Annotated in this window: 25 protein-coding genes and 1 other annotated feature; of the genes, 7 read left to right on the forward strand and 18 right to left on the reverse strand. The window is 48.7% G+C overall.

The annotated features are described in order from the left end of the window. Window positions 1–71: 71 nt before the first annotated feature. Entirely contained in the window at window positions 72–1,811 is a 1,740-nt protein-coding gene (locus ESP131_RS15510) for a sensor domain-containing diguanylate cyclase (protein ID WP_152548193.1), read from the forward strand. A 49-nt stretch (window positions 1,812–1,860) separates the two neighbouring features. Here ESP131_RS15510 and ESP131_RS16825 read toward each other — a convergent pair whose 3' ends face one another. From ESP131_RS16825 to ESP131_RS15560, 11 genes are all read right to left on the reverse strand, one after another. After that, window positions 1,861–2,037: a hypothetical protein gene (locus ESP131_RS16825; RefSeq protein WP_169738097.1), complete on the reverse strand. Its 177-nt coding sequence runs from the start codon at window positions 2,035–2,037 to the stop codon at window positions 1,861–1,863. 27 nt (window positions 2,038–2,064) lie between these two features. Beyond that, window positions 2,065–2,418: a hypothetical protein gene (locus tag ESP131_RS15515; protein WP_029342509.1), complete on the reverse strand. Its 354-nt coding sequence runs from the start codon at window positions 2,416–2,418 to the stop codon at window positions 2,065–2,067. Beyond that, window positions 2,415–2,783, reverse strand: coding sequence for a flagellar export chaperone FliS (gene fliS, locus ESP131_RS15520; RefSeq protein ID WP_029342510.1), 369 nt, complete (start codon window positions 2,781–2,783; stop codon window positions 2,415–2,417). Before fliS ends, ESP131_RS15515 begins: the two co-directional genes overlap by 4 nt. Window positions 2,784–2,798: 15 nt before the next feature. Further along, entirely contained in the window at window positions 2,799–4,370 is a 1,572-nt protein-coding gene (fliD, locus tag ESP131_RS15525; RefSeq protein WP_029342511.1) for a flagellar filament capping protein FliD, read from the reverse strand. A gap of 17 nt (window positions 4,371–4,387) precedes the next feature. Beyond that, window positions 4,388–4,744 (reverse strand): flagellar protein FlaG, encoded by a 357-nt coding sequence (locus tag ESP131_RS15530; protein ID WP_029342512.1) that lies wholly within the window; start codon window positions 4,742–4,744, stop codon window positions 4,388–4,390. Window positions 4,745–5,272: 528 nt separating this feature from the next. Then, the gene (locus ESP131_RS15535) at window positions 5,273–6,472 is read right to left on the reverse strand and encodes a flagellin N-terminal helical domain-containing protein (protein ID WP_029342513.1); all 1,200 of its coding nucleotides are present in this window, start codon (window positions 6,470–6,472) and stop codon (window positions 5,273–5,275) included. Window positions 6,473–6,686: 214 nt separating this feature from the next. Further along, window positions 6,687–7,970 (reverse strand): methyl-accepting chemotaxis protein, encoded by a 1,284-nt coding sequence (locus ESP131_RS15540; RefSeq protein ID WP_029342514.1) that lies wholly within the window; start codon window positions 7,968–7,970, stop codon window positions 6,687–6,689. Window positions 7,971–8,135: 165 nt separating this feature from the next. Continuing rightward, window positions 8,136–9,644, reverse strand: coding sequence for a peptide ABC transporter substrate-binding protein (locus tag ESP131_RS15545; RefSeq protein WP_029342515.1), 1,509 nt, complete (start codon window positions 9,642–9,644; stop codon window positions 8,136–8,138). A 98-nt stretch (window positions 9,645–9,742) separates the two neighbouring features. After that, window positions 9,743–9,980 (reverse strand) — a binding site (T-box leader). Between the two features lie 62 nt (window positions 9,981–10,042). Beyond that, window positions 10,043–10,435 carry a hypothetical protein gene (locus ESP131_RS15550; protein ID WP_029342516.1) on the reverse strand — a complete coding sequence of 131 codons (393 nt, stop codon included), beginning with the start codon at window positions 10,433–10,435 and terminating at the stop codon, window positions 10,043–10,045. Window positions 10,436–10,718: 283 nt separating this feature from the next. Next, complete coding sequence (locus ESP131_RS15555) at window positions 10,719–11,549, reverse strand: GNAT family N-acetyltransferase (protein ID WP_029342517.1); 831 nt, start codon at window positions 11,547–11,549, stop codon at window positions 10,719–10,721. Window positions 11,550–11,613: 64 nt separating this feature from the next. Then, window positions 11,614–12,096 (reverse strand): hypothetical protein, encoded by a 483-nt coding sequence (locus ESP131_RS15560; RefSeq protein ID WP_029342518.1) that lies wholly within the window; start codon window positions 12,094–12,096, stop codon window positions 11,614–11,616. Between the two features lie 136 nt (window positions 12,097–12,232). On the opposite strand from ESP131_RS15560, the gene ESP131_RS15565 reads away from it, so the two are divergent. Continuing rightward, window positions 12,233–12,736, forward strand: coding sequence for a hypothetical protein (locus ESP131_RS15565; RefSeq protein ID WP_029342519.1), 504 nt, complete (start codon window positions 12,233–12,235; stop codon window positions 12,734–12,736). An 83-nt stretch (window positions 12,737–12,819) separates the two neighbouring features. Here ESP131_RS15565 and ESP131_RS15570 read toward each other — a convergent pair whose 3' ends face one another. Both ESP131_RS15570 and ESP131_RS15575 read right to left on the reverse strand, forming a co-directional pair. Next, the gene (locus tag ESP131_RS15570) at window positions 12,820–14,085 is read right to left on the reverse strand and encodes a HAMP domain-containing sensor histidine kinase (protein WP_029342520.1); all 1,266 of its coding nucleotides are present in this window, start codon (window positions 14,083–14,085) and stop codon (window positions 12,820–12,822) included. Beyond that, window positions 14,082–14,738, reverse strand: a complete 657-nt coding sequence (locus ESP131_RS15575; RefSeq protein WP_029342521.1) for a response regulator transcription factor — start codon at window positions 14,736–14,738, stop codon at window positions 14,082–14,084. Before ESP131_RS15575 ends, ESP131_RS15570 begins: the two co-directional genes overlap by 4 nt. A 130-nt stretch (window positions 14,739–14,868) precedes the next feature. Between ESP131_RS15575 and ESP131_RS15580 the strand changes: the two genes are divergently transcribed. The 5 genes from ESP131_RS15580 to ESP131_RS16705 all read left to right on the forward strand — a co-directional run bounded on the left by ESP131_RS15580 (window position 14,869) and on the right by ESP131_RS16705 (window position 21,115). Continuing rightward, window positions 14,869–16,020: a hypothetical protein gene (locus ESP131_RS15580; protein ID WP_069940934.1), complete on the forward strand. Its 1,152-nt coding sequence runs from the start codon at window positions 14,869–14,871 to the stop codon at window positions 16,018–16,020. A 198-nt stretch (window positions 16,021–16,218) separates the two neighbouring features. Further along, window positions 16,219–19,044 carry a sensor domain-containing protein gene (locus tag ESP131_RS15585; RefSeq protein ID WP_069940935.1) on the forward strand — a complete coding sequence of 942 codons (2,826 nt, stop codon included), beginning with the start codon at window positions 16,219–16,221 and terminating at the stop codon, window positions 19,042–19,044. A gap of 86 nt (window positions 19,045–19,130) precedes the next feature. Further along, on the forward strand, window positions 19,131–20,012 hold the full coding sequence (locus tag ESP131_RS15590; RefSeq protein ID WP_029342524.1) for a YitT family protein: 882 nt from the start codon (window positions 19,131–19,133) through the stop codon (window positions 20,010–20,012). Window positions 20,013–20,035: 23 nt separating this feature from the next. Beyond that, the gene (locus tag ESP131_RS15595) at window positions 20,036–20,932 is read left to right on the forward strand and encodes an alpha/beta hydrolase (protein WP_034786099.1); all 897 of its coding nucleotides are present in this window, start codon (window positions 20,036–20,038) and stop codon (window positions 20,930–20,932) included. A 15-nt stretch (window positions 20,933–20,947) separates the two neighbouring features. Then, a complete protein-coding gene (locus ESP131_RS16705; RefSeq protein ID WP_156772520.1) occupies window positions 20,948–21,115 on the forward strand; it encodes a hypothetical protein in 168 nt (55 codons plus the stop codon). A 50-nt stretch (window positions 21,116–21,165) separates the two neighbouring features. Here the strand turns inward: ESP131_RS16705 and ESP131_RS15600 are convergent, their stop codons facing one another. The 5 genes from ESP131_RS15600 to flgL all read right to left on the reverse strand — a co-directional run bounded on the left by ESP131_RS15600 (window position 21,166) and on the right by flgL (window position 24,384). After that, window positions 21,166–21,990, reverse strand: coding sequence for a squalene/phytoene synthase family protein (locus ESP131_RS15600; RefSeq protein WP_069940936.1), 825 nt, complete (start codon window positions 21,988–21,990; stop codon window positions 21,166–21,168). Between the two features lie 194 nt (window positions 21,991–22,184). Next, the gene (gene csrA / locus ESP131_RS15605) at window positions 22,185–22,409 is read right to left on the reverse strand and encodes a carbon storage regulator CsrA (RefSeq protein ID WP_069940937.1); all 225 of its coding nucleotides are present in this window, start codon (window positions 22,407–22,409) and stop codon (window positions 22,185–22,187) included. Further along, entirely contained in the window at window positions 22,409–22,849 is a 441-nt protein-coding gene (gene fliW / locus ESP131_RS15610; RefSeq protein WP_029342528.1) for a flagellar assembly protein FliW, read from the reverse strand. The genes csrA and fliW overlap by 1 nt, the downstream gene beginning before the upstream one ends. Window positions 22,850–22,853: 4 nt before the next feature. After that, the gene (locus ESP131_RS15615; RefSeq protein WP_029342529.1) at window positions 22,854–23,432 is read right to left on the reverse strand and encodes a DUF6470 family protein; all 579 of its coding nucleotides are present in this window, start codon (window positions 23,430–23,432) and stop codon (window positions 22,854–22,856) included. A gap of 13 nt (window positions 23,433–23,445) precedes the next feature. Then, window positions 23,446–24,384 (reverse strand): flagellar hook-associated protein FlgL, encoded by a 939-nt coding sequence (gene flgL, locus ESP131_RS15620; RefSeq protein WP_029342530.1) that lies wholly within the window; start codon window positions 24,382–24,384, stop codon window positions 23,446–23,448. Between the last annotated feature and the right edge of the window lie 7 nt (window positions 24,385–24,391).

Genomic DNA, 24,391 nt, shown 5'->3' on the forward strand with positions numbered 1-24,391 from the left:
GACGGGGCAAGGATTTCTTTCACCGCTCGTCGAAAAAAGCCAACACACCGCTTCGAGAAAGGAGGTCTGTGATGCGACCGACGTTACCCATTGTTTACCTACTCACGAGCTACGGTTTGATATTGCTCGTCAGCGGAACGCCATTCGTTCCACCCGTCGCGGTTCTTTCGACGTTACTCGGCGTTACCTTCGTCGCCGTTAAAGCCAGGCGTTGGTTCTTCCCGAAACACTCGGAACGTTCGGTTGGCATCGCGATTCTCTTGTTCGCCAGTGGCCTCTGGATCAATTTCATCCTGACCTTCTTCCCGCATCCACCGGAAGTTGATTCCGCCGCCAACTTGACGTTGACTGCCTTTCTCGCGCTAACAGCAATCGCCTTCGCTCGCCTGATCGACTGGTCGTCCATTCGTCATGCGCGGCTACTGTACATCGATGGTGTGCTTTTGTTCGGGATGGTCTTCGTCTTCGGCTACACGGTCATCCTCAGGCACTTACCGACGTTCGCGCGCTCTGACATCGAATTCGTCGCCATGCTTGGCTATTCAATCAGTTTTATTGCGCAGTTGTTCTTTTTTTTGATTTTGTATGCGACGGGACTGCGCGGTCCGACCCATAAGCGACTGATTCGCGCAATGATGTTATTCATCGTCGCGAATCTTGGGTATTATACATTTTTCATTCGTAATGAATTGACGTTTGCCGCCTGTTTCTTCCCGCTCTACGCTGTCAGTCTGTTTGAGCTTGCTGTCTACTTCAGGGATGTCCCACCGAAACAGCCGGCACGAGATCGACTCGGAAGATCCTATTTACCGTATATTAGTTTGCTCGTCTTGCTTGCCGGTGTGACGTTCTTGTCGATCGCGCAGGATGTCTACTTCCCGACGCTGATTGTCTTATTCTCGTTGTTTATGTTCCGGCAGTTTTTCTCCGAACGGCTCAATCGAAAATTGCTGACCGAACTTGAGACGTTCGAGGTTGACCTGACGCACCGGATCGATCGTCATACAGCGCAACTCGAACTCCGGAAGGAAGAGTACCGTCGTCTGTTCCTCGCCCACCCACAACCAATCATTCGACTCGATGGCAATGGGCATGAGAAAGCGATGAACCCGGCAGCAGAACGTTACTTCCCGCATGGTTACGTTCCTGATGCCTTAGTCGAGCAATTGAATGCGGCATTTCTAAACCTTGAGACCGGTGAAAAGCAACTCTTGATGCGTCCCATCGACGGACGGACGTTCGAAGTAACGTTAATCCCGATTCCGGGTGAGGCTGATCTGTACGTCATCCTGTCCGATTTGACCGAAGCCTTATCGCAAGAAAAGTGGCTCCAGGAACTCGGCTATCACGATGTCTTGTCGGCACTTCCGAACCGGCGTTACTTTGAGGATTATCTTGGTCCACAGCTCGCAACGCTGACGGAAGGATCGCTACTGTTCATTGATCTCGACGGCTTTAAACAAATCAATGACCGTTACGGGCATGATGCTGGAGATTACGTTCTCCAGGAGACAGCACGTCGCCTGCAGCTCGATTTAACGCATGAAGATTTGGCGGCGCGGCTCGGTGGTGACGAGTTTATCGTCTTCCTCGCCCGCAGTCGCGCCGAGACGATTACGTACGCAGAAAACGTTCTGCTCCGCTTAAATGATCCGTTCTTTTTTGACGCAACGGCGATGCAAGTGACACCGTCGATTGGTATCGCCCGTTATCCAGACGATGGACGGACGACCAGTCTACTCTTGATACGGGCGGACGAAGCGATGTACACCGTTAAGCAGGAAGAGAAGAACGCCTACCGCTTTAAATAAACGACAAAATGCCCTGTCCATTTGCTTGGACAGGGCATTTTTCATAAGCTTACGACTCACGACGGTATTTTTCTTCTTCATAGGCATCCGGTGCATCGGAGACAGGGCGTTCGAACTCTTCCCATGATTCCGATTCAACGTCCGGTTCAATGAACTGATCGTACGAGCCATCTGATTGGAAATACGGCTGCGGTACGGGACGCTTCTTGTCTTCCCGCTTGGTCACGAAAGATCCCTCCCTCACACAAGAAAGTTACTGACGAGAATCAAAATACGGTGAAAAACTATGATCAACTTCTTCATACGGATCAACGTACGATTTACGACTCGTTTGCGTCTGACGCAACTGACTGATTTGTACCCCTAATTTAGCCGTTTCCGCTGATAATTTCAAGTCGATTTTCCGACTATCAGCAACGAGTTCCTGGATGACAGCTTGATTGGCACCAGCCAGCAGATTCGAGTGTGCGGCAATGAATGCTTCCCGTTCGTTCAAGAGACCTTGAATCTTCTCGATCCATTCGTCATATGTCTCTTCATTCGGCGTTTGATCAAGCAGTTCAATCAGTCGTTTTGTCTTCAGGCGAAGCGGATCGAGCGGACTCATCGTTGCCGTGCGAGTTTCATCGCTTCTTTCCACGTCTCGCGGAATTCTTCCGCAAAACCGATCACTTCATCGATTGCAACAAGGTCATTTTTGACATTCGCATCAATCAGGCGTGTTTGCATATAATCGTACAAACTGTTCAAGTCCTTTGATAAGGCAATTGATTGATTGAGCGTCAATTGCAACTCACTAATAATGGCTTGCGCTTTTTGGATGTTCGTATTTTTTTGTTCAATCATTTTCTGTTCGATCGCTCGTTTCGCGAGCATCGAGAATTTGATCAAACCCTCATATAACATCAATGTTAAATCTTGAGGTAACGCCGTCGTTACCGAGTTTGTCTGATACGTAGTATAAGGGTTCATCGCGTTTCCTCCTTGTTATTGTCCTTGTCCGAGATAACCAGCAAGTGTCGCCGACTGACTGTTCGCTTGGTTCATCGCTTGTTCCATCGCCGCGAATCGGCGATAGTAACTGTCTTCTTTTCGTTTTAACTTGTCTTCCCACGACAGCATGCTTTTATCGAGATCAGCCAGTGATTTTCCTAATCGATATGTCGTCGCAACGGCTCCGTCACGTCCAGCAACTCCGGAAACCTTATCGCGGAGTGTCGTTGCGAAACCTTGAATTTGACGGACAAAGCCGTCGAGTCCATTTGGATTCGGAACGGTATTTCCTTGTCCATCTTTTGTTGGTTCAGGTGCATCAGCTGTGAATAGTTTATAGACGCCTTCTGGCTGTTCTTCGAGCATCTTCTTCAGTTTCGTCTCATCGATTTTCAGCTTTCCACCGTCACGGAAATCACTCGTCGAGGTAATACCAATTTGCGACATGTACTGAAGTTGAATCGTATCCGTACCTGACGTATACGAGTAACCGGTATCGATTTTTGACGAGATGGCACTCCGGAACTGATTCATGCCGTCCTGTAAGTAGCTATCGTTTTTCAGAACACCACTCATCGCTTTCTCTTCCCACTTCTTGACTTCATCTTCGCTGAGTTCCTTGCGCTGAGCGTCCGTCAACGGCTGAAAATCACGATACTTTTCTTCACGGACTTTTTTGCTCATCTTATCGATGACATCATTGTATTTGTCGACGAAGTTCTTGATCGAGTCGAAGTTTTTCTGTGTATCGAACGTCGTATTGATCGTTGTTGCCGTCGTCGCGACGTTGTTCAACGTGATCGTCAGACCGTTCTGCGTGAACGTATTCGTTGTTTGTTCGAGTTGTTGTCCACCAATCGTGTACTTGGCGTTCTGTCCTTCACGGCCGAATGTCGCATTCTCTGAATTGACCTTCGCAGTATTAGTCGAAGCATCTACGATAGAAATATCGGCTCCTGCGGGATTTAAGTTACCAGTACTCGTTTTCGTTAAGACGAATTTTCCTGTTAAATCATTGAAGACCGCGTTCATACCGAGACTTGTTTTACCGTTGATTGCCGCTGTTAAGTCCGAAATTTTTTGAGTCGCATCTAGCTGTAACGTCTCCGTCACGGCTACGCCTGAAGCATCAAATGTGTTGATTTGGACATTGATTTTTCCGTCCGCGTCTTTTGTGAACATTCCACTTTCTTCAAGGGTCGCATCGCTCTTTTTCCCGCTTGCTGCAACGATTGTTACGGATGCTGCACTGGCCAGCTGATCAATACTGTCAATCGTCACACTACCAGTTGATGCGGCTGGACTCGCCGTTACCGTCAATGCCGTCGGATTCGAGCTCGTAACGGTCTTCGATTGATAGTTCTTTGATAAGAGCATGTCACTTGCCGCTGTTCGGAAATCAAGTAGCGCCCGGTTTATCTCCCGGTACGCATCGCGTTGCCACGTCAACGTCTGTTTCTTTTGCGATAACCGATCAACCGGCGCTCGCTCCGCCTGCATCAATTGTTTGATCATCGTTTCTGTATCTATTCCACTTGCAAGACCACTCAGTCGAATACCTGCCATCCAATCAGTCCTTTCGGTTAAATCCGTTTATCGATTAATTGATTAAATTCCATGAATGCCGCAAAAAAATCAAGTTCCTTTTTACTCGGAATTTCCTGCACGACGTTATTATTCGTATCAACGACTTGAATGTAATATTCGTTCAATTGTTCATGTTTAACGAACTTCAGTCCTGTCCGTTGAAGTTCAAGTTTGATGTTCGCTTGTTCCATCGCTGTTTCAAGTTTCGTAATGTGTTGGGGTGTCGGTAGGACGACGACTCCTTCTTCTGCTAACGCTTCCTGATTCGCTTCCACAAACACATTCCGTGTCGCTTCGTACGGTAGGACGTTCGAAGGCAGATGAAGGCGAATTTCCGTATTGATGGAATTCATAGTCGGTCACTCCTTATTTTGTTCTCTATGTAGTGTATCGGTGTAATCGCTCAATTCTTTATACTAATTGATTTATAAAACCTTTTAGTCAAACAACAATAACAAAAAAGGTCACGGAACGAGTCCGTGACCTGAACAATCGATATGTGCCAATTACGATTAACGGAGTAATTGGAGAACGCCTTGCGGCTGTTGGTTCGCTTGCTACGCGCATTAGCTTTCGCTAATGATAAGACTATATCTTCATCCTTGAAATCCAAGGAGCTGGGCACTTCCCCCGCCGTTTACGGAGTACGGATTTCATAACCATCGGACAAGTCCATTAGGTCGTCTATCCTAGTCGTTGAACCTTCACCAAGGTTTCCCTACAGGTGCTTGGCTGCTGATTGTCCAATCCTTGATATTTTTCAGAACGGTCACGCTCGCTGTTTCCAGCCACGTTGTCGTACACCAAGGCTCTCAGGAGTTCCAGCAATTCACCCAGTCATGTTCTAATCCGTTACCAGATTAGACGCCCGGTAGAATCAATTATCGAAGGAGTTGGAGAACGCCCTGCGGTGTCTGATTCGATTGAGCCAACATTGCTTGTGCAGCTTGTGCAAGAATCGAGTTCTTTGTTTGGTTCATCATTTCTTTCGCCATATCAACGTCACGAACGCGTGATTCAGCCGCTGTGATATTTTCAGACGATGTTTTCAAGTTGTTGATTGTATGTTCTAGACGGTTTTGATTAGCACCTAAAGAAGAACGTTGTGTTGAAATATCTTTAATTGAACGATCCATTGTAGAAATTAAGTTTTCAAAATTAGATTTACTTAATCCATTAGCAGCTTGTAATTTATTTAAAGCTAGTTCGATGGTATCTGAACCATTCGCAGATTCGATGTTACCAATTGTCGAAGCGTCGTATTTTCCGAAAGATACAGATAGAGTTTCATCTGATCCTCCTTTTGTACCAATTAAAAATTCTGCCGCTCCACTTCCTGCTGCAGTTTTAATCGTATCAGTAGCTGTTGTTTCTAATGCTGCACCAATAAGGTCTGCTGTAGTTGTACCACTAACTGTTAAACTAATTCCCAATTCATTAAACGATAGGGTTTTAGAGTCGCCAGCAGTAGCAGGTAACGTAATAGTTTGAGCAACGTTATCTCCACTTCTTGTTAACGTTAACTTATCAGTCGTATCATCGTATGAAAACTGATAGTCACGATTGGCTAAAGCTCCAGATACATCAATTGCAGAAATTACAGAACCTGCACCTGCTGCAGTACCTACTTTTAATTCAGAAGTTGAATCTAGCTTAGCAGATAGATCACCATTCAATAATTTTTTATCGTTGAATGCTGTAGTTTTAGAAACACGATTGATTTCAGTTTCTAACTGCTCTAATTCATCTAGAATCGCGCCTTTATCATCGCTATTATTTGTTTCGTTAGCACCTTGAACCGCTAACTCACGCATACGTTGAGAAATTGCGTGTACTTCATTTAAAGCTCCTTCAGCTGTTTGAATCATTGAAATACCATCTTGTGCATTTCGTGAAGCTTGATCAAGTCCACGAACTTGAGCACGCATTTTTTCAGAAATTGAAAGACCTGCTGCATCGTCTCCAGCTTTGTTGATGCGAAGACCTGAAGCAAGTTTCTCCATTGATTTGCTTTGCGCTGCAGAAGCTGCAGACAATTTGTTGTGCGTGTTAAGCGCTGTAATGTTGTGATTGATAATCATTATAATTTCCCTCCATAGGATAATTTTTTTGTCTCTTTGAAGATCCGTCTTCGCCGAGATGTGCCCCCTGGCCGGCCCAATGGTGACACGGTGGATTAAGTCGATGACTGCTTCCACTCTATATATCGTCGTCCACTCGAAATGTTTAACAACTTTTTTCAAAAAAATGCAAAAAAATCGCACATCCGGTTTAGATGTACGATTTCCTAATAATTTAAAGACGCGTCGCACCTGTCTCTGCTTGCAATTGCTCTGCTACCGCAACAAGCTCTTCCATCGCACCATTCACTTCACCGAGCGATGCTGCTTGATGACTCGATGCCTGCAAGACTTGCTCCGCATGTTTCGACGCTTCCTCGACCATTGCCAAGATATTCGCAGTCGTTAAGCCAACTTGATCAATCTCCTGATCCGATTTGACAACGAGCTGGTCAACCGATTTAACGCGTGAGTAAACGTTCTCTGTCGAATGATGAATCTCTTCGAAAGAAGATCCTGCTTGTTCAACGAGTCCAACACCAGTCGCGACTTCACTTTGAACATCGGTCATCGCGTTCGCCGTATCATTGACGAGACGTTTGACTCCAGAAATCAAATCCGTGATTTCTTTTGCGGACGTTGCTGTCTGTTCCGCTAGTTTTTTGACTTCTGCTGCTACGACGGCAAAACCACGTCCTGCTTCACCTGCGCGTGCCGCTTCAATCGATGCGTTCAAACTGAGTAAATTCGTCTGTGCTGAAATGTCACTGATGACATCGGTGATTCGCGAGATTTCACCTGTCATATCCGTCAGACGACCGTTCAGTGTCGCTGACTGTTCCATCTTCTTCGAAATCATATGCATTGCTTCGACGGAATCCGTTGCGAGTGTCTTGCCGTTTTGCGCTTCCGTTTGCATAACCGTTGCCGATTTCAAGGCTTCGTTCATCTCTTTTGCGACTTCATCCATCGTCCGTTTGACGGCACCGAGCGCATCCATCGACAAGTAGGCTTGATCGACGTTCTCGTTCATCTTCGCGGATAGCTCTGCCATCGCTGAACGAATGCTTTCACCGGACGCGTTGCCTTCCTGGACTGCTGCTGCAATCTCTTGCGCTGACGCTGTCAACTTATCGCTTGAGCTTCCCATCTGTGTCGCTTGTTTGCGGATATGTAGAACCATGACTTCGAGTTCATGCATCAATTGGTCGACTTCATCGCCGCGCTTTGCTTCCTCGAAATCGACGTTGAAGTTGCCGTTCGCGACTTCGCGTGCCGTTTCTGTTGCCTTTTCAATCGCTTTGATCGGTTGACGCAAAATCAGCTGAATCAACGATGTTCCAATCAACGATAACAATAAGCCAATCCCTGCTCCAATCCAGATCGCGTTCGTATCCGCGACATCAAGTCCACGATGGAGATAGAGCACGAGCTGGGCTGAGATACCACTCGTGATGACTGAGATGCCCAAGACCCAAAAGAATAACCGTACTTTCAAGTTGCTTCGTAATTTACGCATAACCGAAACTCCCTTTCCTGTATCTTCTTTCACCGTCCTCTCTATCGGTTTCTTTTGTAACCGTTTTAAGTCAGTTGACCCGATTTTCAAAAACGATTCCCAGTGATACGACAAAAATACATCAAAAAGAGTGATGGACTAAATACATCCATCACTCTCTCTTTCTTATTTCCGCTCAATCTCAACATACTTATATGAGATATCCGTTCCGACATTATGTCGCGCGAGGTTCTTGACTTCTGTGTTTTGCAGGAAGGCATTCTTCCGTTGGTAGACAGGTGAGATTGCTTGATCGTCGAGCAACAAGCTTTCCGCTTTACTGAGTAACGCAAGACGCTTGTCTTGATCGAGTTCACTTTCAGCCTGTTTCAAGAGACGGTCATACTGTTTGTTCGAGTAGTCCATCATGTTAAATGGATTACCGGTCGTGAACAAATTCAAGTATGTCGTCGCATCCTGATAGTCAGGAGCCCAGCTCGCGAGTGACAAATCATAGTCCCCTCGACCTTCACGTGCGAGACGTTCTTTCTTCGGTAGTGACAACAATTTAACGTCAACGTTCTGTTTCTTTAACGCGCCTTGGATGTACTCACCGATTTTTTTCGAGACATCGTCATCCTCGATTAACATCGTCAACTCAAGATTTTGTTTAGCGAGCACTTTGTTCGCAGATGCTGCATCATACGATGATTCGATTTGACGCGCATTGTCATACTTTGGATCAAGTTCTTTCGGCACGATGTAATCCGCTGGCAGTGAACCGTTTCCGAGCAATGTCTCTGTCATCGCTTTTTTATCGTACGCTGCGTCGATTGCTTGACGTGTTTTCTTGTCTTTCAAAGCGTCTGTCTTTTCGTTCATCCGAATGAAGAACATCCGCGAGTCACTGAACGTGTTGTACTCTTTTTGGTCTTTATACGTGACGACGTTTTCCGAGTTAAGTGGTGCGACATCAAGTTCACCGGACTCGAACAAGTTGATTGCAAGCATCGGATCCTTGATGATCTTCACGTCGACTTCATCGATCTTGACGTTCTTCCGGTCCGCATACTCAGCGTTCTTCGCAAGCGTATAACCTTGCTCGGCTTGATATTTCTTGAACGTGAACGGTCCATTGTAGACGTTTGTCTTCGGATCCGTCCCGAACTGGTCGCCTTCTGCTTTGACGATATCTTCCCGGACCGGCATATACGTGCCGAACGTCGTCATGCTAAGGAAGTATGGTGTCGGACGTTTCAGTTCGATTTGGAGTGTCTCGTCGTCGACCGCTGTCGTTTTTTCAATCGGTTCAAGCAAGTAAGCGAACGGTGAGTTCGTTTTGACGACACGCTCGAACGCATAGCGGAAATTCTCTGCTGTGACGGGCTTTCCGTCCGACCATTTGGCATTCGGGTCAAGCTTGAACGTATAGACTTTTCCGTCCTCTGACACGCTATGTGATTTCGCTGCCGCCGGAACGAGTTCGTTGTTCGCGTCAAAGCGATAGAGTCCTTCGTAGATTTGGTTGAAGATGTTTGACGTGATGGCATCTGCCGGATCGACCGACAGGAGATCGTAACTCTCCATCGTATGCAAGACCTTCTTATCTGCTTTTTTGTCTTCTGTTGGTTCTGTCGTTGCACATCCTGCTAATAGGACTGCCGTGCTCGCCGCTGCGATCAATGTCTTTTTCATGTGTAGTGCCTCCTGAGAAATATGATGAGCGTTGGATGATTCGGCATACCTTGACGTACAACAAAAGGCGCCCTCTACGCATAGCTAACAGCTAATGCATAGAGGACGCCTGTATCCGCGCGGTGCCACCTCTGATTGAGACGAAAAATCGTCTCCACTTGTCGCTGGTCCAACAACCAACTAGCCCGGTAACGGGGGCAACCGTCCTGTCTACTCGAAGGTTCAACAGGCTCTCAGCGGTCCATTCTCGTTCAGCTTACCGTGTCAGGCTCTCACCATTCCTGACTCGCTTGGTCGGCAGTGTTGACGATACTTACTCCGCGTCGTCGATGTAATTGATATGGCTTAACTTGTTGTTTACTTTACACGGCTTGTTTTTCGCTGTCAACGAAAAAAACTCAGAACGGATGGTCTTCTTGTTTTTCTTGTTCCCGACGGACCGGACGTGGTCGAATCGGTTCGACGTGTTTGACATGTGTTCGTGTAACGATTCGGTTGCTGAACGCTGCGTCAAGTAAGATTGTGATCGCTGCTGCCATGTGTAAGAGCATCCCGACGACCGGAATGACACCGACCGTTGATGCGACGATCCCGACGATGTTCCCTTTTGAGACATTCCCAGCACGTGCCGTCAATACGACGACGACGATGTGAAACGCGAGCATCAACCACAGGGCATTATAACCTGAGAAAAAGACGATTGAACCACCTAAGAGCGGAATCCCAAGTACCGCTTCCATTCCACCTGATACCCACTTCAACGTCCGCAATGAATCCTGTCGACTCTCCATGACGTCGCCTCCTCTTTTTTTCCATATGTCTAGTATACGACGGATTGCAGAAAAGGTTCCAACGTTTTTGTTTAGTTTGTAAAATAACAAATAAAAAACGATCGGCGAATGTACTCAAGGCTTGCTCCCTTTCCTCAGGCGAGACACAAGCCGCGACTCTCTCGCTTTAGGCGAAGAGCCAGGTCTTGTTTGTCTCTGACAGCGCAACTGCGCTTTTTCCTGTAGGAGTGGAGCAACTTGAGCATCCAGCATGCACTGGAATTTCCGTCAATCGCTCATTATTTTAAACCGCCAACACGTGGAACTGATAGCCACGATGGACGACGAATCCTGCTTCTTTGTAAAGATCAAGCGCCCGGTCGTTATCCGTTTCGACGTCAAGCTCGAGCTGTGTCCGTCCTGTCCGGAATAACGCTTGAACCATCAGCTTCAGCATCTTTTTCCCGTAGCCATTACCTTGGGCTTCTGGACGAACCGCGAACGCGTGAATGCTCGCTTGTGTATCAGAAGCGAGATAAGCACGAATAACACCGACCGGTTTGCCGCCGGCGGCACCGATGAACGTGATCCGGTCGTCAGATTCAATCGCTTGATAGATCGATTCCGCTTCTTCGTCCGTGTTCCCGAACGATTTGCCGAGCGTTTCGACGATGAACGGACGGTCGTCCGCTGTCGCTTCCCGTAGTTCGAAATCGGGATCTGCTTTTAAGAACAACTGCGCCTTCTTCAAGATCATGTTGTACTCCGTCATCCGGTACTCAGCCCCTAGCCGTCCAAGAACAGCTTGACCTGATTCACTGGCGTCATCAATGACGAACGTGAAGGCTTCGGCGCCCGCTTCTGTCGCCCGCGCACGTGCTGCTTCAACGAGTGCTGTGAAGATGCCTTGTTTTCGGTAATCGGGATCAACGAAGACGTTTAATTCCCATTCCGTCGGTAAATACGCGAATGCTTGCAAGTATCCAATTAATTGCTCACCATCATAGATAGCAAAATCGTTCTCGCCAATCCAATCGGCTGCGACTTTTAATTCAATGCCATCATGATCGTTGACACATTTTTCAAGTTGTAATACATCTGTTGTCTGTTTGACGTCTGTGACGTTCCATTCCATAATTCACTCACCTCATTTTTAACTATACCGAACGAATAAAAGAAGCACTAGCAAAAGCTAGTGCTCATTGCAGTTTAAATGTCTTCATCATCTGCGGAACGTCCTTGACGATCAAGTTTTCGATCGCTTTCTTGCCGACAGCACCTTTGACAGCTTCTGTCGGTAAGACGTAGTAGTACGTTTTACTACCTTTCGTTCCGAGATATGTACCATATCCGATTTCACGGTCGAATTGTTTTTTTGAGAGCTTCTTCGGCTCGTAGTTCAAGTTGACGAGTAGTTGGTCCGTTCCCTTGACTTTATAGTACATTGCGAACGTCCCACTGCGCGTCACGACACCATATTTTGATTTAACGGTCTTGTTCTTGACGAGCTCGACCTTGTCTTGCTGGATTGCCTTCTTCAACGCGTCTGTCGTCTTGACTGTGTAGCCGAACGTTTTATTCGCGACGACCCCTTTACTGTATGTCACGTTACTTGCTGCAAAGCCCGTCACTGGAGTCAGACATGCTCCGAGTAAGACTCCTGTCATTGCGATTCGTTTCATGCTGACTCCCCCTAAAATGATTGATAGTTATGGATTCCCTTTTGCGAAATAGGTAAACTCTATTCTCGAAAAAGATTTGACGGAATTGTCTAAATTTCTTACGATAAGGATAACGAAACGAAATGGGGTTAAAGCGATGACTGAACAAGAACAATTAACGCAAGAACAGCTCGATAACTTGCTCAAAAATGCGTTTGCAATGCAGGTTCCGATCCTCGAGAAGTTCATGAAGGATACACACGATCGCTATGCACTAGCAACAACGTCATTCAAGCGTGACATGGAAGCGATGAAAGAGACGGAATGGCATCAGTTCTTCGCTAGTAAACTGTTACCGCACTTCTTCCTCGAGCACCTCGGATTTGGTGCATCGTTCCGCTTCAACGGACACGATAAGGAAGTCGATCTTCCTGAAAACGTCGTCCCGGTCCGTAATGATGCCGATGAGCAAATCGAAAAAGTCGTCCTCGGGGTCAAAAAGGCGATGCAAGATGAGCACATCAAGAATCACGATCTCGTCGCGAACTTCTATAAAGAAACACTCGAACTCGCTTGCCAGATGGGCAGCCGTGTCGGGATGAGCGATGAGTTTTATACTCTCGTCAAACCAAGTCTCGTTCATGCGAACGACGGTCAATAATCGTTACATTAATTCAAGAGAGGTCAGTTCCGGAATGGTTTCCGAAAACTGACCTCTCTTTTTGTATGCCTGATAGAATCCGTTTAAAACCGAACGTAGAAGACTGCTCCCCCACCACTTCGGTCTCGAACACCATAGTCGAATTGATGACTATCAAGAATCATCCGACTGATCGCAAGACCGAGTCCATGTCCGGCACTGCCTTCTTGTTTAACGTAGACGTCCCAGATCGTCGCCCGGTCTTCTGCTCGGACACCCGTTCCTTCATCCTCGACCGTCAATTCTTCATTTGTTAAACAAACGGTGACCGTCCCGCCGACGGGCGAAGCAAAACGGGCGTTCATTAGGAAGTTGATTAGGACACGTTCGAACATCCGTGGATCAAGTGACTGTTTTACCGGTTGTAGCTCCGTCGCCAGCGTCAGTCCTGCTTGCGTGAACGTCCCGCGCAGGCGTTCGACTGTCGCAAGCACAAGTTCATCGAGTGACACATCCGTTTTTTCAAGCGGCATTCGTCCACCGGCAAGCTTCGAATAAAGCAACGTCTCATCAATCAGATGACCGAGTCGATCCGTCTCCTCGATAATGCTCGTCGTCACGTCAGGCAGTTCAGCAACGGGAATGACACCTGCTGCGAGCGCCTCGGTCTCGTTTCGAATGATCGCGAGCGGCGTCCGCAAGTCATGGGTGATGCCGGCAATGAACGTTTTTTGTAGATGATCCTTTTGTTTCAGTTGCGTCTGCATCTCGTCGACCGCGTCAATCAACTCCCCGACTTCATCCTTCGGTCGTGCCGGCAAGACAACGTCCGTCTCGCCAGCACCAATCTTTTGGGCAACGGAACGGAGCGTGACGATCGGTCGTGTCAGGTGCCGTCCCATATAGTAAGCAAGCAATGATGCGAGCAATAGGGTCACGAGTAACGCAAGTCCGATCGCGAGATAAACACCGCTCAGCGCACTACTTGCCAGTGGTGCTTGTCGAACCGTCGTGATGCGTGTTCTATCAACGGTCAACTGATACGTCAGCAATCGTTCGTCTTGCACTTCAATGACATCTTCCTTCTTGAGATTATCGAGAAGTGGCAACCGTCCCGCCGGTCCACGTACCCCGATCCGTTGCGTCAACCCGTCGGTCGTCAAAAATCCTTGAATATCACGCGGTATCGGCGTGTCAGCTTCAATCGCTTGTTTGATGATGTTCGCTTCCCGGGCGAGTTGATCGTACCGTTCGCCTTCTGCGAACCGATTGACGAGGAACGCTGTCAAGACGAAACTAAGAACCCCCATCACGAGCAGCGGACCGACGACAGCGTATAAAAACTTCCGCATCAAAGGACGTCGTTTCATTCAATCGCCTCCAATCGATAGCCGACCCGGTGGACCGTCTTCAATTGTTGTTTAATGACGGGTAACTTATCCCGCAATTGTTTAACGTGTGTATCAACGGTCCGGGTATCGCCTCCGAATGCGTATCCCCAGACGTCATCAAGAATCTGATCCCGACTGAGTGCCTCCCCGAGGTGTTCAATAAAATAGAGTAACAGTTCGAACTCCATCTTTGCGAGACTGATCACCCGCTCACCTGTTTTGACTTGGCGTCCCTTCTCATCGATCGTCAAGTCACCGAACGCATGGCGAGCGATCGGACGGACTTTTAATGCCCGTTCAAGCCGGATCGTCAACTCCTTCAGAACGACCGGTTTGACGAGATAGTCATCGGCACCGAGTTCAAGTCCGAAGACGCGATCATCGGCCTCGCCGCGCGACGTCATCATGAAGACGACCGGTGGCTGAACTTGTGATTTAATACTTGGAACGAGCGACCAACCGTCCCCGTCCGGTAAGCGGACGTCGATCAAAACGGCATCAAATGCTCTCGTCAGGCACTGTTTCGCCTCTGCTAACGAACCAGCAATCGTTACGTCATATGCATGGTGCCGGAGGAAGCGTGCCGTCACCTGCGCTAACTTTTGTTCATCTTCAATCAATAGTACGTTCATGGTCATCCCTCCACTCTTAGTGTAGCGCCTTTTTGCCTTCATTTGCCTTTCTTCGCAGTTTCTTTGCAACTTCCTCACAACTTCTCTTTCGTGACCCTCTACCATAAAAGGTGAAAGGAGTGATCATCCCATGACATTCAAAAAACAATGGATCACTGCATTGACAATTAGCGCACTAACAGTCGGAGGCGCATCAGCATACGCTGCGACGAACGACGACTCGAGCACGACAAAACAAGCGAAACACGGGCACCACTTCGAAGGTATGAAAAAACATGATATGACGTTACTCTTGAAAAAATTGAACCTGACACAAGCTGAGGCAGATGCTGCCCGGGAGAAAGGGCAATCAATCGCCGATCTCGCAAAAGCAAAAGGAATCTCGTTCGCGAATTACAAGAAGGCAGAACTCGCAGCAGCGAAGGAACAACTCGCAAGTCTCGTCAAATCAGGCGACTTAACACAATCACAAGCAGACGACATGTTGAAGCGTCAAACGGAACGGTTCAGTGGCGTCAAGAGCTACGCTGAACTCAAAGACAAGATGCCGATGGGTCGCCACGGTGGATCAGGTTTCTTCAATGAATCATTGATCGCCGACGTCTTGAAGGCACTCGGACTGAGCCAGTCGAAGTTCGACGCAGCGAATCAATCGCTTGCTGCTTATGCGAAGGCACAGTCGATCAAGTTCGCCGACTATAAAAAGGCATTGCTTGCGGTACAGACAAGTGAACTCAACCAACTCGTCAAAGATGGAAAGATGACGAAAAAACAAGCAACGGAAATCAAGTCTCGTCTGACTGAGGAATATAAGGACGCGAAGAGCTACGACGATCTTCCGGATCGCGGTGATCACAGTAAGCGTGGTGACCATGGACCAGGTGGTGTCTTCGGTGACTCGACATCCGCAATCTTAAAAGAACTTGGACTCGATGAAGCGAAATTCGAAGCTGCAAAGCAATCCTTGCCTGAATTCGCGGAAGCGAACAAGATCGCTTACGCCGATTTCGAGAAAGCCGTCCTGACAGCACAAACTGCTGCGATTGATCAACAAGTCAAAGATGGCAAGCTGACAGACAAACAAGCGAAACAGATCAAAGAACACATCCAGTCTCGCGCGGATGAAGCCTCAAGCTACGCTGATCTCAAGAAAGGACCTGCACGTGATGGTCATGGTCGCGGACACGGACATGGTCCGGACGGTGACATGCCGGGCGCACCGGATCAAGGAACGGATGCGGACCCAAATGCCAGTGACACGTCCATCGATTTAGCGATTTAAAATTTCGACCGAAGCTCCTGCATGAGAGCTTCGGCTTTTTTGTGTTCGATTTAGGACAGATGTCTTTTGATCGTGATTTTCATATACTGGTTCACTTTTTTGAAAAATAAGTCTATTTCTTGAACGAAGGTTGCAATTTCCATTTCCTACACCCGATACTAGTAAAGAGAACGCTAGTATTGTAAGGAGGTGACGTGGATGGCTTTTCATGAAGCGATGAATCGGATTCGTCAATCCGACACAGCCCCACTCTATATCGGTGGACTTGAAGTGTCCCGTCCGGAAACGGCGGAAGCCTTCTTTCAGCAACAGACAGATGCAATCTTTTTATTCGATGCCTCTGGAACGATCATCTATTTCAATGAACAGTTACCAGACATGCTCGGTTATTCCGCTGAGACGCTCTATGAGCATTTCGCAGTGTTCAATCCGCCAGATCAAATCGAATCGGTGACTGCCTTTTTCACACGTGCCTTAAGTGGCGAGACCGTTCATTATACGGCACAAGGACTCCACGCTGATCAACACCGGGTCACATTGAAGATCACGAACATGCCAGTCGAACAAGATGGACAAGTCATCGGTGTCTATGGTGTCGCGCGTGATATCACACGTGAGACACAACTCGAAGAAGATGTCACGTCGATTCGCTCTCAACTCGAACTGACGGAACAGATTCCGGAACTCATCGTCTTCCATTTTGATGTTCAAAAGCAGACGATCGAATTCTCCCCTGCCTTACTGCATTTTTTAGGCCTTTCAGAAGTCGATGCGACGACACTCGATCAAGCACAACTGTTCAGTCGGATTCATCCACGTGACTTCGATCCGCTTCAGTTCGAGATGGAACGTTTGATTGCGGGTGAAAAGGAACGCTTTGAAATGGAAGTCTCCCTGCTGACGGCTGACGATACCTATCAGCTGTTACGCTTGAAAGCCTTTCACCGTCCGCACCATCCGAATCATCTGTCGGTCGTCCTGTATGATTTATCGGAAGTCGACGAGGCACGACGTCAACTCGTCACGGAACGGGCGCAGGCGCGTGAAATCTATGAAGCCGTCAATGCCGCGATCTCGCAAATTGACTTAATTTCGGGGCGAATTCTCTTTCACTCACAAGGGTTCCTGCACATCTTCGAAGAGTTACCGCAGGACTTAATCCTTAGTCACGAATGGTTATTCGAACGATTAGACGTTCGCGATCATGCGGCGATGAAACAGTTCATCGGACGGTTAGTCGACGGTCAGGCGGGAACGATTCAGTACCGTCTTCACTTTCCAGATGGTCGTATCAAATGGATCGAGGACCAACAGATCCCGGTCTTCCAACTGGACGGCACGATTGCCTATACGAATAGCATCATGCATGACATCACGCTTCAAAAAGCATACGAGGAACAATTGCGGCAGCTCGCTTTACGTGACGCCGTGACGCGCCTGCCAAACCGGCAAGCGCTGATTGAGACAATCGATACTTGGCAAACGAAGGATCAACCATTCTTTGTCTTAACTGTCTCCTTCAACCGGATCGCTGAGATTAACAACGCCTTTGGACACGGTTCCGGTGACCAGTGGTTACAAGGAACGGCAGCTTTATTACAACAAACGAAACCGGACGAGACGTTTCTCGGGCACCTTGGCGGCGATGAGTACGCCTTGCTCGTACCGACGAGCTATAAACAAGACGTAACGACATGTGCGCAGTCATTGCTCGACTTATCGGAAACACCGATCTCGATCGAACCGTATGCCCTGTTTGCGCGGATCTCGGTCGGGGTCAGCCGGTATCCGGAAGACAGTACGGACGCTGTCGAATTATTGAAGCATTCCTATACCGCCTTACGTCGCTCACGTCGTGAAAACCACAGCACGATGCACCACTACGCATCGAATCTTGATATCGATTACTACCGTCGTTATCGCCTTGAGCAGGACTTGCATTATGCGATCGAGCGCAATCAGCTGTTCCTCGAATATCAGCCGAAGGTCGATAGTTGGACCGGAAAAATTGTCGGTCTCGAGGCGTTAATTCGCTGGCAACACCCGGAATGGGGACGGATTCCACCAAACGACTTCATTCCGCTTGCCGAAGAGAGTGCCTTACATGTCGCAATCGGCGACTGGGTCGTCGAGACAGCGTGTCGTTCGATGCAGCACTGGAAGACGACAGGGGCAGAGCTCGTTCCAATTTCCGTCAACGTCTCACCAAAACGATTCTTGATTCCTGGTTTTGAACATCATATCGAGCGGATGCTGTCGACGTATCAGCTCGCACCTGAATTACTCGAACTCGAAATCACGGAAGCCGCCTTGATCATGGATGACCCGATGACGAGTCGGACGCTCGAATACGTCAGTCGGATCGGCGTTCGAATCGCACTTGACGACTTCGGAAAAGGCTACTCCTCGATGGTCTACCTGCAACGGTATCCGATCAACGTCATCAAGATTGATCGACAGTTCGCGACCCACATTACGGATGACGCCAAAGCCCAAGCGATTGTCAAAAGCATTCTCTACATGGCAGGTGAGTTCAATCTAACGGTCGTCGCAGAAGGCATCGAGACGCTCCGTCAGCTCGATACGTTCCGGACGCTCAATTGTCCGAGTATCCAAGGTTACCTGTTTAGTCACCCAGTGTCAGCGGACGTCATGGAATCGTTCCTCCTGCGCGAGATCTTGTATCCGATCGAAGCCTGTTCCTTATCGAGCGATACGGTTCCTCGCTTCTCTGTCTCAGGAAAAGTTCGCATGTTGACACATCACACCCAGTCGTTTGAACTACCCTTCTCCGATATCGAAGCCCATCGGACGAGCACGCGTGCGATCTACTTTTCGACGAAGACGTCGTTGCCGTTGTCAGATGCGACGTTTGAGATTCGATTGAGTGAAGGATTACAACTCGTCACTTGTACAGTGACGATCAACGGACAGGAAGATGAACAATATATCGGCGAATACACGAATCCGACAGAAGCGGAACAGATCATGCGCTTCTTCCAGTCGTTACGCTATCGCCCTTGACCTCTCCACGAAGACGTTCACACACGTCTTCGTGCTTTTTTGTTATAGTAATCGTAAAGCGTTTTACTTCAGAAGGGAGGAATGGCATGCAGTCACCACTACCTACGAAACATCATCGCCGTTCTACGAAAGGTCAGCTTTTTCGACGATTCCTGATGCTGACGATCGGTGCCATCATCTTCGCGCTTGGACTGAAAGGATTCCTTGTTCCAAATAACATCATCGATGGCGGGATTGTCGGAATCTCGATCATCGGCTCAAAAGTGACCGATACGACGCTCGCCTTATGGCTGTTCTTCTTGAACATTCCATTCATCTTTTTTGGCTACAAACAAATCGGAAAGACGTTCGCCCTATCGACGTTATACGCAATCTTCGTCATGGCGATCGCAACGAAACTCCTCGAACACATCGGTCCGCTGACGAGCGTGGATTTGCTCGCGACCGTCTTCGGTGGCTTGATTCTTGGAATCGGCGTTGGAATCGTCATCCGTTCGAGCGGTTCACTCGACGGAACCGAGATTCTCGCTGTCTCCTTCAGCCGCTCGACACCGTTTTCAGTCGGTGAGATCGTGATGTTCTTCAACGTCTTCATCCTCGGCGCCGCTGGATTCGTCTTCGGTTGGGACCGGGCGATGTACTCGTTGATCACCTATTTCGTTGCCTTCAAGACGATTGATGTCGTCATCGATGGACTCGATCAGTCGAAGAGTGTCTGGATCATTTCGGAGAATTATGAAGAGATTGGTCTTGCAATCATGGACCGACTTGGTCGAAGCATGACGTACTTAAACGGAGAAGGTGCCTTCACCGGCGACGGCAAAAAAGTCATCTTTTGCGTCATCAGTCGCCTCGAGGAATCGAAACTCAAAGACATCGTCCGCGACTTCGATGAGCAAGCCTTCATTGCGATCGGCAACATCCATGATGTCCACGGCGGTCGCTTCAAGAAAAAAGATATCCATTAACCGAACGAAAGGAAGGAACACGGGTGTGGAAAAAACATCGTAAGAAAATCATCGGCGGGGTGATTGTCATCGTGACGCTTGCCGTCATCGTCGTCATCGGGATTTCCGCTTATGTCGGCTCATCGTTGACGCAACCGGAGCGCGAAGCATTGACGACGACACCGAAAAAAGCGGAAGGACTCGACTATGAGGACGTCACCTTCCGCTCCTATAAAGACCGGACACGTTTGTCTGGCTGGTGGATGCCTAGCGAGGACGCAAAACTGACGGTCGTCTTCGCCCACGGTTACGGCAAGAACCGGGAGCAAGAAGATGTTCCAGTCTTCCCGTTATTCAAGAAGTTCCACGACGCCGGCTATAATGTCTTGACGTTTGATTTCCGGGGATCCGGTGAATCGGACGGAAAACGCGTCACGGTCGGTGCAAAGGAACAAGATGATTTGCTGACGGCCGTTCGCTACGCGAAGTCACGGTCTTCAAAACCAGTCGTCCTCTACGGGATCTCGATGGGTGCTGCAACATCACTCGTGACCGCTCCAAAGGCGGACGTCGTCGGTGTCATCGCCGACAGCCCGTTTAGCGATCTCGAGAACTATCTCGCAACGAACCTGCCTGTCTGGAGCGGATTACCGAACTTCCCGTTCACCCCGATCATTCTGGAGATCACGCCACCTCTGACGGGTCTCAATCCAGAACGGGTGAAACCGATTGAAGCGGTTCGACGGATTGAGTATCCAATCCTGTTGATCCACGGGAAGGACGACGATGCGATTCCAGTCACGGAAAGCATGAAGATTCAAAAGGCAGCGCCGCGCTCCGAGCTCTACGTGACGGAAAACGGTGGACACGTCCAGTCGTATGCGCACGACCGAAAAGCGTATGAAGAGAAAGTCATGACGTACTTGTCAGATCTGCATTGATGAAAGGAGATTGACATGCAACAGTTATCGTTGTTCCTGACCTTTTTCGTCGCACTGACAGTCATGACGATCGGACTGCTCGTCTCCCGCCGTGCCGGCTATCGTTTACCGTACGGACGAACGATCGCCTTGATTTGGACGGGTTCCGCCCTGATCGGACTGACCCTTTACTTATTACGTTAAACGAACAGCCGCCCGCTTCCTTGACGGAAACGAGCGGCTGTTGTTTGTGCTTATCGTTTTAGTACGGCAGCGCCGACGATCTTCAAGACTTCCGGACGACTGAGTTTTTCTTTCCCTTTTGCAAGGGCATCCAGCGTTCCATGTGCGAGTGCAAGTGGAATGTGACAGAATTCATAAATCGTCGTCTCCTTCGGAATGGACGCAAGGTAGGCATCGGCTTCTGCGAGATTCTCACGCGCATAAGCAAACATCGTATCCGTCGTCCAACCAGGTGGGAAGTAACCGACACCACGCTCCGCATCCTCCTGTTGGTTACGCAGGATGTTGACGGCTTGTAAACCACGACCAAATCCAATCGCTTGCTGTTTATCGGTAACGATACCAGCCTTCCAGTACCAAATGTCGGATAACATGACACCGACGAGTCCAGCGACATAATACGTATACTCGTCAAGATCTGCTTCCGTCTCGACCGTCCAGTCACGCTCTGCCCAGACCGCCATCCCTTCTGCCATCTCCGCCGTCGAATCGAGGACCTTCGGACGGATCGCGGCCGGACAATAGACAATCCACTCCGGTAAACGGAGTGTTACTTCGGGGAGATACGCCGTGTAAGGCGCAATCAACTCGAGGTAGGTCGTAGCGGAGAACGTGCCCCGCATCAATAACGCCGTCTCGCGAAGCAACATCGTCTTGACGTCCGTCGCCAAGTCCTCATGGTCTTCAATCTCATCGATGGCACGCATGCATAGATAAGCAGCACCGACCGCTTCCTGTAAGTCTTGCGATAGTCGACTAATCGGGATATAGAAGGTGCGACTCGTCGCTTTTAATACACGGTTCGCGTCTTTTTTCAGCTGCTTCGTCTCATTCATTCCTGACAACTCCCTCTTTGGCTCAAAAGGTTTCTTTTCTCTTCATTACTATACACGATTCAACGCGTTTCAGCATTTGTTTCATGATAAGAAAGACTCCCTTTGCAGCACATTCGGGCAAAGGGAGTCTTTTCGTCCTCGTTTGAAGCGCATCGTTCACGAAAAAGATACGTTCCGATGACATTCAAATGGAATCATTTTTCCTGTTGTTTCAAGAGTTGTCCGATCAATCCAGTACTACGGGACGCTTCCGTGTTCTCTTCTTGGATCGACAAGTAGACTTCCTTGCGGTGGATGTCAACTTGCCGTGGTGCCTTGATACCAATCTTGATTTGGTCACCTTCGATCGCAAGAATCGTCAGTTCGATGTCGTCACCGATTTGAATCGCTTCTCCCGTCTTTCGTTTCAGTAAGAGCATCAGCGACCACCTACTTCCGTCAGACTACCGATCAGATGACGATTCGTGTATGTATCGTCTAGGATGATTTGTTTTGCGAGTCGTTGTTTCGTCTCCATGACGAAAGGTGCTCGTAAGTTCGTCGTTGACGTCGTGAACGGATCCCGTAATGTGACCGTCGTATAGACAGCGACTTGCGCCGTATCCTCGATTCCGAGTTGCTCTTTTGCTGCCTCCGGTAACTCGAAGACATATTCCGGATCAATCCAGAACGGGTTCGTCACGACGAAGGCACACTCCGGCTGATCAATCGATTGAAACGACCAGAACGGGACCCCTTCTCCGAACGGGAGCAAGATGAAGCGTTTTGCTTCCGGAAAACCTGGTAATTCGGACGCGAAGGTGATGATTTCCGTCTCGTCAATCGTAATGGTTCCAAAAAAATCCGTTTCGATCTGCATGTCGTTATCCTTCCCCATCGAATATGCCACCAACCGGCCACATATTCAGTTGATTTTGTTCTTGTAGATAAATGTCGACCTGACCTTCTTTCACAGTCAGTTCCGGTCGATGCGTTTCGACATCGATTTTCGGACGATTCGCGGTATAACTTAATCGTACCTCAGCCGGTGTATAGGTCGTCTTGACTCGATCGAGGCTCCGCGGAATGAATCCGAGAGTCGCCACTTCAGCAGGTGGTGTATCATTGGCTTTCGCAATCCGCGCGACAGTTCCACCGCCCTGCTCGATCCGCATCAGTTGATCGCCTTCAGAGGCTCGTTTCGCGACAGCTTCCTGCCCTTTTTGTCGTCCATAAGTAGCATACTGCCGAACGGATTCGAGCGCAGGAACGCGCCCCATCTCGATCCAGGCTTGCGTCGAATCGATCTCAAGGCGTGCCGCGACGGTTTCAATCGATAGTTCCCCACGTGGTTGTTCGATCGACAGGGAGGCAGGTGTCTGCTTCTGCTCGATTTGCGGACGCGTGATGTTCATCCCGATTCGTGCCGCCGTCTGACGTATTTCAAGATGCGGAAGATTCATCTGCCTTCACCCCTTATCGTAGGAAATCGAGTAATGTCGGCTGAATGATTCGTGCCCCGGCGCTGAGTGCTGCGCGGTGTAACGTCTCGTATGACTTCAGCTCCATGATGACTTTTTCTGCCTCGATGTCTTCGTTATCCGACATGACCGTCTTCGCGATGATTTCTTGGTCCTCGAGCCGTGATGTGTTCAAATCCATCCGGTTGACCCGTGCTCCGAGATCTGCACGTGTCTCGACCGTTCCATTGACCATCTCATCGATATCTTTCAACATCCCGGATAAGGTAGCCCCGTTGTTATCAGCGTTCGTACCGAGTGCATCATATACTTTTTTCAACGTTTGGAACGTTTCCGGTCCAAAGACGCTGAGTGGTGAAATGTTAACTTGGACTTCGATACCAGAAGAAACTTCATAATTGATGGATTCCGTCTCCTTACCTGTCGGATCCCCATCCGTGAAGACACCGTCAACAGGACCAGTTGTACTCGCTAAGTAATCACGCAATCCGTCCATCGAGACGAATGCCGTATCCGTCTTCGTTCCGTTGAAGATGCCTTTTTCATTGTATTTCGTATTCGCGAGCGTTCCGATGTGTTCAATCAATTGACCGACTTCGCTTTGGATCGCTTTACGTTGTGTTGCATCATACGTATCCGTCGCCGCTTGTGTCGTCAACTCACGAATCCGACTCATCGCTGATGTGACTTCGTTAAGGGCAGAATCCGTCAAGTCCATCCAGCCCGTTGCTTCGCTGGCATTTTTCTTGAACTGTTCGACTTCTCGTACTTCCGTCCGGTAACGCACGCCTTGCATCGCAACGACTGGATCCTCAGACGGACGTTGAATCTTCTTCCCACTGATCAATTGTTCCTGAAGCGTGCTCAAGCGCTGATAGCTTGAGGATAAGTGCCCGATATTCGTTTTCGTCAACATCGTTTGTGTTACTCTCATCTATTCA

This window comes from Exiguobacterium sp. U13-1, assembly GCF_001750115.1.
GTDB classification, from domain to species: Bacteria; Bacillota; Bacilli; order Exiguobacteriales; family Exiguobacteriaceae; genus Exiguobacterium_A; species Exiguobacterium_A acetylicum.

Coding starts and splice junctions, on each gene's coding strand:
- ESP131_RS15545 (WP_029342515.1), bottom strand. CDS start 9,644: ATGAAAAAGACATTGATCGCAGCGGCGAGCACGGCAGTCCTATTAGCA.
- ESP131_RS15565 (WP_029342519.1), top strand. CDS start 12,233: ATGACTGAACAAGAACAATTAACGCAAGAACAGCTCGATAACTTGCTC.
- ESP131_RS15510 (WP_152548193.1), top strand. CDS start 72: ATGCGACCGACGTTACCCATTGTTTACCTACTCACGAGCTACGGTTTG.
- ESP131_RS15540 (WP_029342514.1), bottom strand. CDS start 7,970: ATGCGTAAATTACGAAGCAACTTGAAAGTACGGTTATTCTTTTGGGTC.
- ESP131_RS15600 (WP_069940936.1), bottom strand. CDS start 21,990: ATGAATGAGACGAAGCAGCTGAAAAAAGACGCGAACCGTGTATTAAAA.
- ESP131_RS15560 (WP_029342518.1), bottom strand. CDS start 12,096: ATGAAACGAATCGCAATGACAGGAGTCTTACTCGGAGCATGTCTGACT.
- ESP131_RS15585 (WP_069940935.1), top strand. CDS start 16,219: ATGGCTTTTCATGAAGCGATGAATCGGATTCGTCAATCCGACACAGCC.
- ESP131_RS15570 (WP_029342520.1), bottom strand. CDS start 14,085: ATGAAACGACGTCCTTTGATGCGGAAGTTTTTATACGCTGTCGTCGGT.
- flgL (WP_029342530.1), bottom strand. CDS start 24,384: ATGAGAGTAACACAAACGATGTTGACGAAAACGAATATCGGGCACTTA.
- fliD (WP_029342511.1), bottom strand. CDS start 4,370: ATGGCAGGTATTCGACTGAGTGGTCTTGCAAGTGGAATAGATACAGAA.
- ESP131_RS16705 (WP_156772520.1), top strand. CDS start 20,948: ATGCAACAGTTATCGTTGTTCCTGACCTTTTTCGTCGCACTGACAGTC.
- ESP131_RS15580 (WP_069940934.1), top strand. CDS start 14,869: ATGACATTCAAAAAACAATGGATCACTGCATTGACAATTAGCGCACTA.
- fliW (WP_029342528.1), bottom strand. CDS start 22,849: ATGCAGATCGAAACGGATTTTTTTGGAACCATTACGATTGACGAGACG.
- ESP131_RS15575 (WP_029342521.1), bottom strand. CDS start 14,738: ATGAACGTACTATTGATTGAAGATGAACAAAAGTTAGCGCAGGTGACG.
- ESP131_RS15535 (WP_029342513.1), bottom strand. CDS start 6,472: ATGATTATCAATCACAACATTACAGCGCTTAACACGCACAACAAATTG.
- ESP131_RS15615 (WP_029342529.1), bottom strand. CDS start 23,432: ATGAATCTTCCGCATCTTGAAATACGTCAGACGGCGGCACGAATCGGG.
- ESP131_RS15555 (WP_029342517.1), bottom strand. CDS start 11,549: ATGGAATGGAACGTCACAGACGTCAAACAGACAACAGATGTATTACAA.
- csrA (WP_069940937.1), bottom strand. CDS start 22,409: ATGCTCTTACTGAAACGAAAGACGGGAGAAGCGATTCAAATCGGTGAC.
- ESP131_RS15590 (WP_029342524.1), top strand. CDS start 19,131: ATGCAGTCACCACTACCTACGAAACATCATCGCCGTTCTACGAAAGGT.
- ESP131_RS15530 (WP_029342512.1), bottom strand. CDS start 4,744: ATGAATTCCATCAATACGGAAATTCGCCTTCATCTGCCTTCGAACGTC.
- ESP131_RS15550 (WP_029342516.1), bottom strand. CDS start 10,435: ATGGAGAGTCGACAGGATTCATTGCGGACGTTGAAGTGGGTATCAGGT.
- ESP131_RS15515 (WP_029342509.1), bottom strand. CDS start 2,418: ATGAGTCCGCTCGATCCGCTTCGCCTGAAGACAAAACGACTGATTGAA.
- fliS (WP_029342510.1), bottom strand. CDS start 2,783: ATGAACCCTTATACTACGTATCAGACAAACTCGGTAACGACGGCGTTA.